This window comes from Snodgrassella gandavensis (assembly GCF_914768025.1).
Taxonomy (GTDB): Bacteria; Pseudomonadota; Gammaproteobacteria; order Burkholderiales; family Neisseriaceae; genus Snodgrassella; species Snodgrassella gandavensis.
Genome location: NZ_CAJZCE010000003.1, coordinates 71,830 through 84,372, shown reverse-complemented (window position 1 = coordinate 84,372; position 12,543 = coordinate 71,830). Strand labels below are relative to the sequence as shown.

Genomic DNA, 12,543 nt, shown 5'->3' with positions numbered 1-12,543 from the left:
ATGGCAGTTTTACATAACGATACATTTTTACGTGCTTTACTGAAACAGCCGGTAGACTATACACCGGTATGGCTGATGCGGCAGGCAGGGCGTTATTTACCGGAATACCGAGCAACACGGGCAAAGGCTGGCAGCTTTCTGGCATTATGCCATAATCCTGAATTGGCCACAGAAGTTACCTTGCAGCCTCTGGAGCGCTTTAGGCTAGATGCTGCCATTCTGTTTTCTGATATTCTGACTGTACCAGATGCCATGGGGTTGGGTTTGCACTTTGTTGAAGGTGAGGGACCAAAATTTACCCATCCGCTACAGCATGAACAGGATGTGGCACGTTTACAGGTGCCTGATATGAGCCGTTTGCGCTATGTGTTTGATGCAGTGCGTAGTATACGGTTGGCGTTGAATGGGCGTGTACCACTGATAGGTTTTTCTGGCAGTCCGTTTACTCTTGCCTGTTACATGATTGAAGGCGGAGGCAGCCGAGATTTTCGTTTATTGAAAACGATGTTGTATCAACGTCCGCAATTATTACATCGGATACTGGATATTAATGCGCAAGCAGTAACTGCCTACCTGAATGAACAGGTTGCTGCGGGTGCTCAGACTGTACAGATTTTTGACACTTGGGGTGGTGTTCTCAGCGATGCTGCATTTCGGGAGTTTGATTTATTTTATCTGCAACAGGTGGTGTCTGGTTTACAGCGTGAGGCAGATGGACGACGAGTGCCTGTGATTGTATTTACTAAGGGCGGCGGGCAATGGCTGGAACAACTGGCTGCACTAGACGTTGATGCTTTGGGTGTGGACTGGACGGTTAATTTGCATCAGGCTCGCCATCAGGTAGGGCAGCGGGTGGCCTTACAGGGTAATTTGGATCCGCTGGCATTATTTGGTACTTCTGAAAGTATTGAATGTGAAATTAAGCGTTTGCTGGCTGCTTATGGTGCAGGCAGTGGACATGTATTTAATCTCGGACATGGTATTAATCAGTTTACTGATCCGGAAATGGTGAAGTTTGCAGTAGATGCAGTACATCGTTTGTCAGTTGAATACCATCAAAATTAATTGCTGCTATATTGGCAAACGAATGACCAGTTAAAACAGATAATTCAGGCGAATACAGCCTATTATTACGGCAGGCACAGGATATATTTTCTGTACCTGCCAGAATTTTTTGTCTGGCCTGTATTGTAATTGTTTTTTCAGATTATCTACTTATCTCTTTATAATTTACCGTATCTGATGGTTTCAGAAACAACAGGTTGGCTTATATGTTACATAATATACCGTGGGCAGAATTGATTGTTGTGTTACACGTGGCGGTGGTAACCGTGCTGGTGGTACGGGTGTTGTACCACCAGCGTAATACGGGTGTATCTGTTGCGTGGATTTTGATGTTGATGGCTTTTCCTCTAGTTGGTGCCGTGGGCTATTTATTGATTGGGGAACCAAGGCTAGGTTCGCGTCGTTTGCGCCGGCAGCATGAACTGGTGAAGTTCTATCAGGGATTTAGTGAAACGTATTTGCATGATTTTAACCAGCATGCCTGTAGTGGCCTGAATGCACGCTATCATGGTATCAGCCTGATTGCAGCTGATAAAACTGGTTTTGAAGCGACGGAGTACAATCATCTCACTCTGATTACCAATGATGAGGAAATTATCACTGCTATCCGCCATGATATTCAGCAGGCTAAAACTAGCTGTCTGCTGGCATTTTATATTGTTGATCCTCAGGGTGAAATTATCGCATTACTCAACGATGCTATGGCAGCAGCACAACGCGGTGTGGTAACCAGTATGTTGGTCGACAGTATTGGCAGTGCCAGATTCTGGCGCAGTGACTGGCCGCAGCGTTTGCGCAGTGCTGGTATTACCCTGACTGAAGCTTTGCCTATTCAGCTCTGGCGTACTTTGTTTGTGCGGGCAGATTTGCGCAATCATCGCAAAATTGCAGTGATAGATCAGAAAATAGGCTACACCGGTAGTTTTAATCTGGTGGATCCGCGTTATTTCAAAAAAAATGCCGGTGTCGGACAATGGGTAGATGTCATGATGCGTTGTGAGGGTAGTCTGGTACAGCCGCTGGCAGCAGTTTTTGCCGGTGATATGGCGGTAGAGACTGAATCCAATCTGATGCAGGTGCAGCAATGGGTGGATAGCTATGGTAAACAGGCGCTTATGCATAATTTACAGGTTGCCCAACAGGAACAGAATGGCATCGTGGTGCAAGTCATTCCGTCTGCGCCCGAACAGGGCAGCCCGGTTATTTATGACACAATTGTCAATGCCATTCATGCCGCCACGCGCCGGATTATCATTACTACGCCTTATTTTGTTCCAGATGATGCTTTGCTGCTGGCTCTGACTACAGCAGCTACCCGTGGTGTCGACGTTACGCTGATTGTACCGGAAGCAGTCGATTCCAAACTGGTGAAATATGCTTCACGTGCGTATTACCCGATGTTGTTACAGGCCGGAGTCAAAATCGCTCTGTTTAAGGGCGGGTTGTTACATGCCAAAACTTTAACAGTGGATAGCGATTACACCCTGTTTGGTACCGTAAACATGGATATGCGCAGCTTTTATCTGAATATGGAAATTAGTCTGGCAATTTACGATGAAGGTATGACTGAGTCAGTGGTCGCATTACAGAACGGCTATCTGCGTGACTGTGAATTTATTGAACTCAAGGCATGGCAGGCGCGTTCAAAATGGTGGGGGCTGGTGGAAAATACAGTGCGCCTGTTTGGCCCATTGTTGTAGGACTGGATAAAGATATGAAGATGCTGTCTGGCTGATAACGGACAGCATTTTTTTATGCTTGATTGCGTTAATAAATCTGTTTACTGAGTGCAATGTTCTATTTCGGCGGTAAAAATCTTTTTATTTTTCTGGATTTGTTTTATGCTGAAGTCTGAATTTGTGCTTAAATATAGATCTTTATCTGCGTTCAGTGATGCAGCCGAACCGACTAGTGATAGTGTCACAAATGCTTGGCAATACGACTGATGCGACAAAATTGCCGCAAGCGATAGCTGAGTATAGCGAATGCAAAAATGCATCGGTATTGTAGGAGGTATTACTACAGCAGTAATCTAGATAAGTCTTATCAGAAATAAATAGAGTATAGATCAATGACACTAATAGTGATTATTATAAACACATACTATTAGATGTCAGCCAGTAGTCGCTAAGAATAGGCTATCGGGGTAGGGTGCCCAGTAATGATACGCATTGGTGATTTGTTCAATCGGCGTTACGCAGCTTCTGTGATTGAGAATGCTAGTAACGGGTATAATTTTGATGAGCCCCAACCTAACATGCTTTTAGTACGGCATTTAATCTCCGCAAAGCTATCTGATGCAAATAAAAAGCACTGATTCAATCAGTGCTTTTTACATAGGAGTAATGATTAATCCTGCTGAATTCCAGCGATTAACCAGTCCTGCTGGCTGCCTACAGGTTTGACAAAATGCCATACCTCGCTGAAAGGTTGCTGTGCACTGCCCAGCTCCTCACTTACCAAACCACTAAAACGTACGCTGGCAATGTACTGGCCGTTTTCCTGAGTGCTGTCTACAAGATCAGCATTTAGATTACTAAATTCAGCAGTATCCTGATTGTTGATAATATCATTACGGACATCAGCAAACATTTCTGGTGTAAAGTAGCGGCGGATTTCTTCCAGATTAGAAGCATTATTCATTGATTGCACATGATTAAAGCGCTGGCGGGCAAAGCGTAGGAATGCCTCCAGATTACTTCCGTCTGCCATACCTGTCATGTTGGTTTGCATCGTATTGCCATTAGCAGCAAGATTCTGACCAAATATATTGGTACGGCTACTATTACTGTTATTATTGAGAGAAGTGAAATCGCTGGAATTCTGATGATTACTGTAAGGTGTATTTGCCTGATTATTTTTTTTGCTGGCAAAACGGCGATACAGATAAAAACCACCAAATGCGATAATCAGTAACCATATCCAGCTAAACCCGCTTTTACGTTGTGGTTGTGTCAATTGCTGATCGGCGTTAGCAGAAGGGGTAACTGCTGTCTCACCTGTATTGGAATCGTTGTAGTTGGCTTCAGTGCTTGCTGCCGGCGCACCTGATTGTGGCTGGTTATGGTTAGCCATTGCATGGCCTGCCAGTGCGCCAATAGCTGCACCAGCTACGCCCGCACCAATTACCCGGCCGGTGCTGTTTCCACGCGGCTGAGGCTGGTTAGAATAACTGTTCTGATTGTTGTTGCGATAGTCGCTGCGTCCTGAATTGGAATAAGAGCGCGACATGCCCGCATTATTGCCTCCACCAAGCCGGCTTGAGGATGAATTAGCATAGTTGTTGCGGCTGGATTGATAAGATGGGCTGCTGTATGAGCTAGAGTAGTTCGAACGCGACATACCGCGATTACTACCACCACCGATTCGTTTGGCTTCAGCTAGTGGACTCAGAGTCAGGCTGAGAATAACCGCAGAAGCAATATAACGTAATTTTCGATTGTCCATCACTTGGATACTTCCATATCTAACATGTTAAAACTTACTTTACTGTACATAGCGTTGAAAAATAAGATTTCAAGCAAAAAAATATTCATTATTTAAGCTATTTTACGGTTTCATGGTTGCTTTTGCGATTAAAAATACATATTTCGTGTGTAAAAAATTTCTATTCATCGATTGTAGTATAAAAGTGATTATTGTTTGAACCTTAGCAGAAATACAGTAAAAGACTTTAGTGAAAATGATAAGGTAATATATAACTATTTGTTTATCAATATGGACAAGGAAATTTTTTTCAAAAGTGCAGTATGGCTGATATAAATTTAGGATAAAAAGAACCCTCTGTGCCAAGGGGAGAAGCAGCAGAGGGCCAAAATAATGTTTCGACAAGAGAATACTGGAAAAGCTTTTTAAATCTTTGTGTTATACGCCTGTTCTTGCGTATAGACATTATCTTAATGACTTAGACTGTTTTTTGCAGCGAAAGTTCTTATAGTTTTGTTATATTTTGTAATTTTTCTTCTTTTGAAATCCCGGTAAAGTAATGTTGTAATGATATGCGAGTAAACGACTTAGTACACCGCTGATAAACAGCAGGTTGATAGTCAACGGCGTAACCATTTTCCAGTGATCCAGCAGACATAATAATAGGCCGAGTAAAATGGCAATCGTGCCATAAATATCACTGCGTAGAATAATGGGCACTTCATTGACTAGAATATCACGCAGGATACCGCCGCCTACCGCAGTTACAAATGCCAATGTAACCACACCAAACCAATTTAATTCCAGTGCCAGCCCAACCTGTGCTCCAGTTAAGCTGAACGCCGCCAATCCTAGTGCATCGGCTACCACAAACCATATGGCCAGAGCTCGATGACGCTGATACTGTAAATGAAGCCCCCATGACAATAAAAGCGTAATAAATATAGTCCATAATGCTGTATTACTTTTAAAAATCATGGGAATATGACCAATCAGAGCATCGCGCATCATCCCGCCGCCTACCGCAGTAAGCAAGGCCACAATTACCACACCAAGAATATCCAGTCTTTTGCGAAAACCAACCAGATAGCCAGACACAGCAAATGCAACTGTTCCTATAATGTTAATCAGTTGGAAAATAAGATCAGTATTGTGCATGTTACATTTGGTCAGATTCTGGTTGAAAAAAACGCCAGCCACCGATGGGTAAATCGTCAGCCTGCCATGAACCAAAGGCGCAGCGATGTAAGGCAATAACACGGTTACCGGCAGCGGCAACCATGCGTTTAACCTGATGGTATTTACCTGATGTGATGGTTAGCAGCAGAGTATGGGCGTCGATTAATTCGGCAGCTTCAGCTTGTACTGTTTCATTATCGTCATGTAACAGTACCCCGTTTTTTAAAACAGTACACAGCTTGTCGTCTGCCGCATGCTTCAAACTAACTTGATAAATTTTTGGCAGCTTGTGCTTGGGTGATGTACAGCGATGGTTAAATTGGCCGTCATTAGTCAGAATCAGCACGCCGGTTGTGTCTGCATCGAGCCGGCCGACAGCCTGCATATCAAGGTGGCGCAAAGGTTCTGGCAATAAGCTGAAAACACTTGGATAATACTGCGGCTTATGTGAAGTTTCATAATCGGCTGGTTTATGCAAGAGAATATAAAAATGGGGAAGAGGTACCGGCGTCAGATTTACCTCATCAATTTTCAGGCTACTCACATTAAGTGGATCAATATCCATGCGTGTATCAGTACAAACCATACCATTAATTTGTACGGCAGCATCAACAATTAATGCCTGACATTGCTTGCGACTGCCCAAACCCTGTGCTTGCAGGTATTTTAATAATTGCATAACTAATCAACCTTACTGGCTGCTTATCTTCCAAATAAATTTAAAAAAACAGTAATGTATCCAGCACAAATAGCGGGATAAGCACAGATGCAGACCATCCCATATAGCCAAAAAAGCCTGGCATAGTAATACACTGTTGCTCGGCAATGGCTTTTATCATGAGATTGGGTGCATTACCAATATAACTGAGCGCGCCCATAAATACTGACCCCATGGAAATAGCCAGTAATGTTTTAGGAAAGTACTGCATTAGTAGCTCGGCATCCCCACCGGCAAGATTAAAAAACACCAGATAGGTCGGCGCATTATCCAGAAAGCCCGACAATAGCCCACTCATCCAAAAATAGAGTGCATTTACCGGCTCACCATTGTGCTGAATCAGTTGTACCAGTGTTCGAAAATCACCCGCTACGCCCAGTTGCAGTATTGCCATCACAGGTACAATGGTAATGAAAATCCCGATAAATAGTTTAGCCACTTCTTGCATCGGCGCCCAATTGAAGTCATTTTGCTGACGCAACCTTGCTGGTGTTAATTTTAGTCCACATAAGATAACTATTAACAGTAAACCATTACGTAACCATGGGAGCAGACTAATCTCAATTCTGTAAACGTGCCACACCGGTGTATTTTTGCATATACCTGAAAACAGTATTATGCCTGTTACGGCAAGCAATAACAGCAGATTAGCCTTGCCCTGAATAGTTAATGAGGGTGTGGTTTTTCGTGCTACAGGCGAGGCTTTTGGTTCGTGATGCCAGTAATAGGAATCAATGCAAAAGAATAGCAACAGTAAAACCAGAGTATTAACCAGCACTGGTAATAACATATGGCCTAGTGTCCATTGAAAACCAACGCCTTTCAGAAAGCCCAAAAATAGCGGCGGATCACCAAGTGGTGTTAACCCGCCACCAATATTAGCCACCAGAAAAATAAAAAATACGACAACATGGCTACGATGACGCCGCTGTGCGTTGGCGCGCAATAATGGCCGGATAAGCAGCATGGCAGCACCAGTTGTTCCCATCAAGCCAGCCAGAAATGTACCTATAGCTAGAAGTGAAATATTTAGTCTAACGCTGCCAGTACTATTGTTCTGAATTACAATGCCGCCAGACAGGGTATATAACGCCAGCAATAAAAGTATAAAAGGAATATATTCCTCTAGTAATGTATGTACTGTGAGAGAAATACTGGTTGATACACCATAGTGCCAGCTTAGAGGCAGCAGGAATAAGCAACACCAAAGACCAATAATTTTACCACTATGTAAATGCCATAAATTTGGCAGTAGCATTGGACACACAGCAATGGATAGCAGTGTACCGGCAAAGGGCATACACCACCACAGGCTTAATTCTCTAACAGACAGACTGGCAGCCAGCGCAGGTAAGGGGGTAGAAATACAGATGCCTACGGTTATCAACTGTAATATTTGACCATACTGGCGTAAAAATGAAATGGCTGGCTGCAAATAATGAGATTTAACCGGTGGCATTCTATATTCTATATTATTTAAACAGCAGTGATTTTAACAATAAAACCATAAAGGGTTGAAGAATTGTGTACTGGTTTGCATAGCAGTTATTGAAGATGGTTGCTAGCTAAGGATATTATGTTATTAGTTACATTTTTAAATGTAAAAATATAAGTTATTGTGATATTTGCAGATAAGTAAATATTCGATTGAGGCCTGAAGTGTTCTTATTCTACAGCTTAATGCTTTTTTTGTTTTCGCATCGGATATTCTATTCCCAGTTTTGCCCAGCCTTCAGCGCCCATCTGGCGTAATAGTGCTTTATTGCGTTCATAAATGGTTGCTGCGTCGGGAAACGCCGCAACAGCCTGATCAATACTGCTTTCCCGAATTAGATGCAAAATAGGGTAGGGGCTACGATTGGTATAATTACTGATGTCATTATGTGGTTCGTCGGCAAATTGAAAATCGGGGTGAAAGGGTGCTATCTGTATGGTGCCATTTGCATTAACATCCAGTAGTACCTGCTCTGCCAATGTCACCACATCCAGAAAAACATCAAAATCAGTAAATAATTGTGGTTCAATTACTAAAGTGGTTTCGATGTCAATTGCTGGTGTTTGCAGCAACAGCAGAATTTCCTGTTCAAGTAATTCAAGAAATGCATCCAGATGTCTGGCATGACTAAGCGTAAATCGAAGCCTGTTCAGATTATAGGGCTTTCTGGCAAATGGGCAAAGATTCAGGCCGATAACAGCCTGTTCCAGCCAATGACGACAGGCTGCAATAATATTTTCATCAGCAGTAGGAATTACAGTCATAAAAATTTATTTCACCTGAGATTGCAGATACAGCAGTCTGGCTTGAATCAATGAATGGATAAAATTGCTATTAATCATGGTATTCCGCTTTTTGTTGTTACTACTGGCCGATATCCAAATGTTCTAGCGGTAATGAAGTAGTGGCCTTGATTTCTTTTAACACAAAACTGGATCTGGCATCTTCCACTCCAGGTGTGGCCAGCAAGGTTTCTAATACAAAATAGGAGAAAGCATTCATATCGGAGAAAAATGCCTGAAGAATATAATCTGTTTCACCGGTAAGTGCAAAGCAGTTTAACACTTGTGGCCAATGTTGTACGGCCAGAGTAAATTCGTCTCGGGATTGCTTGCTCTTATTAACACGTACACGGATAAATGCCTGTAAACCAAGTCCAATATTACACGGCTCTAGCAGGGCTGCGTAGCTGCGGATAATACCAGATTCTTCCAATTGCTTTAATCGGCGCAAACAAGGCGAGGGCGATAAAGCTACTCGTTCAGATAGTTCAACGTTGCTAAGACGACCGTTGTCTTGTAAAACTTGCAGGATTTTAAGGTCGGTTTTATCTAAAAAACTTATTGCCATAATGCAAGGATCCTGGGGTTTACTACCGCGTCAATGCTACTGGCGGAGATAAATAAATTAAAGTAGGTTTATATTGTAAAATTGCACATAATTACAAAAATCAATGTTATTTTGACATTAATCTAAATTTAATACTAGTTATTCTAAATGATTTTTGTTTATCTAGCTTTTTTAATTGGATAAAAATTGCTGATAACGGCCTGTTTTCACTGGTAATACATATTCTATATTGAAGTGGTACTGCATTTATCCTCTGGTTTGTTTTCAGTTTACACTGAAAACAAGCACCGAAAGAAATTATTAAGATATTACTATTTAAGATACTAATTAAATATAGCCATATCAGTTATATATTGAAATTATTCAAATGCGTGAAATGTATATAAAAATTACAGAGTGCGACTACTATACTGTGTGACCAAATTTCTCAAACAACTAAACTCATTCACTTTTTGTGTATATTTTATAGCTAGAAATAATTAAAATGTTTTTTTTAATAAAAATATTAAATTATTTGGCTTTTTAATTGTCGTAAACCAGAAAAGCAACAACGCCGATAAGGGGTATAATTGGTGCTACACAAAAATTAACTCATGTAAAAAATATGATTGATAATATCTTATCCTAAATTATTTAAGTAAAATCAGGTAATTGAAGAATGATAATGAATGGTTTTAGTTGATTATGTCCAACTCCTCTATAGTTTTTGTTAACACCAGACTGAATCTGGCCTTAATTATCACTGTGCTGATAACGGGTGCTCTGGCTTTTGTTCAGGTTTATTCTGTTCAGTCTATTTTGCCTGTATTGATGCAGGAATTTCGGGCAAGTGCCGCTGCGATTGGTTCCACAGTAGGTGCCACTATTCTGGCTGTGGCGTTTATGTCTCCGTTTTTAGGTATGATATCGGATGCATTCGGACGCAAAGCTTTTATTGTTGGTTCAATTGTTTTTATTGCTATTCCTACTTTTGCATTGTCTTTTGTCCACAATATCAGTCTATTATGGTGGTTGCGCTTTGTACAGGGGCTGGCTGTTCCTGGTATAACCGTGGTTCTGCTGGCTTATATAGGCGAGGAGTTTTCTGGTAATGCGCGCATCAGGCTGATGAGCTTTTATGTTTCCGGCACTGTGCTGGGCGGTTTTCTTGGCCGGTTTTTGATGGGATACCTGACCGAGTTTATTGGCTGGCGGCATGCATTTATGGTAATGGGTATTATCAGCGTGGTTGGTGCCATCTTGGTTTGGCGTAATCTGCCGGCATCGCAAAAGTTCGAAGCCAAACCGCAAGTCTCAACAGCATTGATTACTCTCTGGCACCATCTACACAACCGCTATGTTCTGGCTGCGAGTGCACTGGGATTTTGCGTACTGTTTTCTCTGGTTGGCTGTTTTACCTATATCAACCTGTATCTTGACCAGCCGCCCTATAATCTTTCCAGTTCACAATTAGCCAATATATTTACTGTGTATTTAATCGGAATGGTTATTACACCGCTATCGGCACGTTTAATCATTAAATTTGGTACCAATCTCACGGTTCTAATTGCAATGAGTTTGTCTATTATCGGGATATTATTAACCTTGTTGCACCCGTTATGGTTGATTGTATTGGCACTGGCTATTATGAGTAGTGGGATTTTCATTACGCAATCCTCCACTATCACTTATATATCTGCCAATGTTACTGAAGGGCGTTCACTGGCTTCCGGCCTGTATTACATGTGTTATTACGCTGGTGGTTTTGCTGGTTCTCTGCTTTGTGGCCATGCTTTTGAGAGCGGTGGCTGGTTTATGACAGCAGTCACTCTGATTAGCGCACAATTGTTGGCTATATTGATTGGCGGAGTGTTGATGCGAAAAAAAGGCTGAACTGAAATACTGAATGATGCATAAAACACCATTGCAAAGAAGTATTTTATTTTGACAGTTTGCAGAGTTAATTTATATTGTTTGAAATCTAAATAGCTTAATTGATGCAATCATGTCAGCTACTCAATAATCTCAATGTTCTATTCTTAGTCTGGCTATTAGCAGAGAGTGAGCGAGCTATCTAGATTGGGGTAGCTTTATATATCAAGTGGAAAGGCCATACATATTCAAACAACAGAATAAAAGGGTAGTCGTTGATTGAATTCCGCGGGAAGCCAATAGTCTAACGATGAATGTAACTGTTTGTGATTGCACCAATAAGCTTGAACCGCAAGGGCTTGTTGTGGTTTTCCGGTTGTCACGAATTTTTTCCCTTTAACAAACTCTGTTTAAATGCTTTTAAATGTTACTTCGAATATTGTATTGTCATGATGACACTTTTTTTACTCAGCAAGCGTTGAATATTAAATGTATTAAAACATGTATCTAGTAATAGATTATCAAACACCTTTCCTCTATCTGAATAAAATAGATTTAATGATGACTATGGTTACTTAATCTGGCTTAGGCATCACTAAATTTGCTGTTGTATGTTGACCGACACTATAACTTGCAATCTATTGATTAGCTAAATTAAATAACACACATAAATTGGATAGGCTGCACTAATTCACACAAGTTTTTAGGAGATAAGGTAAGCTTAACTCTAAAAAGGGAAAATGATGAATCAACAAAAATGTGCATGAGGGGCTTTTGGTGCTGATTTTTAAGCGCCAATGGTTAAACTTTGTCAGCAAGGGAATCGCGCAGTGAATTGGTCAAGGAATATGATTTGACACTATCCGCTTTAGACCGTTGGATCAGTCAAATAAGCAAAAGCAGTTCATTTTAGACTAAAGATAATTGCACTCCAGAAGAAAGGGAACTAATTGCGTTACGCAAAGAGCCTAAGCTGCTACGAATGGAGACCGATATCTTAAAGTCGGCTGTACTGATAATGGGACGAAAATCAAAATTCTGAAAGTAAACCCACATCGTTATGCTATAGCAGCATTATGACACTACTTAGCGATATGCAGGCATTAAATCTATTATCCGTGCAAAGCAAAAAACAGAAATCGGCCGCCGATTACGCCGATAAAATATTGACTATTTTTAATCGCAGCTACCAATCATATGAGGACTAGGCGAATTCGTTTTGTCTTACAACAAAGCAGCATCAGTATTTCTCGACGTTACCATTGCTCGGGCAATGAAGTTGCTATTATTGCTATCAAAGTATACGATTAAACGTTATCAAGGAAATCAGAAGGCAAGCAATAGCTAATCGTTTACAACGTCAGTTTGATGTAGACGCCAAACGGCAGATTATAGTGGTAGACTTAACCTAATATTCGTATGAATGGCCATTTCAATAATTCAAAAGGTTGTGTAATAT

The 12,543-nt window shown here is 41.3% G+C and carries 9 protein-coding genes; 3 read left to right on the top strand and 6 right to left on the bottom strand.

Annotated features, from left to right (window positions below; all coding sequences use genetic code 11):
* Both hemE and cls read left to right on the top strand, forming a co-directional pair.
* The gene (hemE, locus tag MJ764_RS03590; protein ID WP_239324697.1) at positions 1–1,065 is read left to right on the top strand and encodes a uroporphyrinogen decarboxylase; all 1,065 of its coding nucleotides are present in this window, start codon (positions 1–3) and stop codon (positions 1,063–1,065) included.
* 206 nt (positions 1,066–1,271) lie between these two features.
* Positions 1,272–2,765, top strand: a complete 1,494-nt coding sequence (cls, locus tag MJ764_RS03585) for a cardiolipin synthase (protein WP_239324695.1) — start codon at positions 1,272–1,274, stop codon at positions 2,763–2,765.
* A 649-nt stretch (positions 2,766–3,414) separates the two neighbouring features.
* On the opposite strand, the gene MJ764_RS03580 is transcribed toward cls, so the two are convergent.
* The 6 genes from MJ764_RS03580 to MJ764_RS03555 all read right to left on the bottom strand — a co-directional run bounded on the left by MJ764_RS03580 (position 3,415) and on the right by MJ764_RS03555 (position 9,233).
* The gene (locus MJ764_RS03580; protein WP_239324693.1) at positions 3,415–4,512 is read right to left on the bottom strand and encodes a Tim44 domain-containing protein; all 1,098 of its coding nucleotides are present in this window, start codon (positions 4,510–4,512) and stop codon (positions 3,415–3,417) included.
* A 495-nt stretch (positions 4,513–5,007) separates the two neighbouring features.
* The gene (locus MJ764_RS03575) at positions 5,008–5,649 is read right to left on the bottom strand and encodes a trimeric intracellular cation channel family protein (protein ID WP_239324691.1); all 642 of its coding nucleotides are present in this window, start codon (positions 5,647–5,649) and stop codon (positions 5,008–5,010) included.
* Between the two features lies 1 nt (position 5,650).
* Positions 5,651–6,349, bottom strand: coding sequence for a 16S rRNA pseudouridine(516) synthase (locus MJ764_RS03570; protein WP_239324689.1), 699 nt, complete (start codon positions 6,347–6,349; stop codon positions 5,651–5,653).
* A gap of 40 nt (positions 6,350–6,389) precedes the next feature.
* Positions 6,390–7,847, bottom strand: a complete 1,458-nt coding sequence (locus MJ764_RS03565; RefSeq protein ID WP_239324688.1) for a sodium:proton antiporter — start codon at positions 7,845–7,847, stop codon at positions 6,390–6,392.
* 218 nt (positions 7,848–8,065) lie between these two features.
* The gene (locus tag MJ764_RS03560; RefSeq protein ID WP_239324686.1) at positions 8,066–8,647 is read right to left on the bottom strand and encodes a DUF1415 domain-containing protein; all 582 of its coding nucleotides are present in this window, start codon (positions 8,645–8,647) and stop codon (positions 8,066–8,068) included.
* 100 nt (positions 8,648–8,747) lie between these two features.
* Positions 8,748–9,233, bottom strand: a complete 486-nt coding sequence (locus tag MJ764_RS03555; RefSeq protein WP_239324684.1) for an Lrp/AsnC family transcriptional regulator — start codon at positions 9,231–9,233, stop codon at positions 8,748–8,750.
* A 684-nt stretch (positions 9,234–9,917) separates the two neighbouring features.
* Between MJ764_RS03555 and MJ764_RS03550 the strand changes: the two genes are divergently transcribed.
* Positions 9,918–11,105, top strand: coding sequence for an MFS transporter (locus tag MJ764_RS03550; RefSeq protein ID WP_239324683.1), 1,188 nt, complete (start codon positions 9,918–9,920; stop codon positions 11,103–11,105).
* The last annotated feature ends 1,438 nt before the right edge of the window (positions 11,106–12,543 follow it).

What these genes read in the sequence shown, in the direction of transcription:
- hemE (WP_239324697.1), top strand. Translation starts at nt 1, where the DNA reads ATGGCAGTTTTACATAACGATACATTTTTACGTGCTTTACTGAAACAG.
- cls (WP_239324695.1), top strand. Translation starts at nt 1,272, where the DNA reads ATGTTACATAATATACCGTGGGCAGAATTGATTGTTGTGTTACACGTG.
- MJ764_RS03580 (WP_239324693.1), bottom strand. Translation starts at nt 4,512, where the DNA reads ATGGACAATCGAAAATTACGTTATATTGCTTCTGCGGTTATTCTCAGC.
- MJ764_RS03575 (WP_239324691.1), bottom strand. Translation starts at nt 5,649, where the DNA reads ATGCACAATACTGATCTTATTTTCCAACTGATTAACATTATAGGAACA.
- MJ764_RS03570 (WP_239324689.1), bottom strand. Translation starts at nt 6,349, where the DNA reads ATGCAATTATTAAAATACCTGCAAGCACAGGGTTTGGGCAGTCGCAAG.
- MJ764_RS03565 (WP_239324688.1), bottom strand. Translation starts at nt 7,847, where the DNA reads ATGCCACCGGTTAAATCTCATTATTTGCAGCCAGCCATTTCATTTTTA.
- MJ764_RS03560 (WP_239324686.1), bottom strand. Translation starts at nt 8,647, where the DNA reads ATGACTGTAATTCCTACTGCTGATGAAAATATTATTGCAGCCTGTCGT.
- MJ764_RS03555 (WP_239324684.1), bottom strand. Translation starts at nt 9,233, where the DNA reads ATGGCAATAAGTTTTTTAGATAAAACCGACCTTAAAATCCTGCAAGTT.
- MJ764_RS03550 (WP_239324683.1), top strand. Translation starts at nt 9,918, where the DNA reads ATGTCCAACTCCTCTATAGTTTTTGTTAACACCAGACTGAATCTGGCC.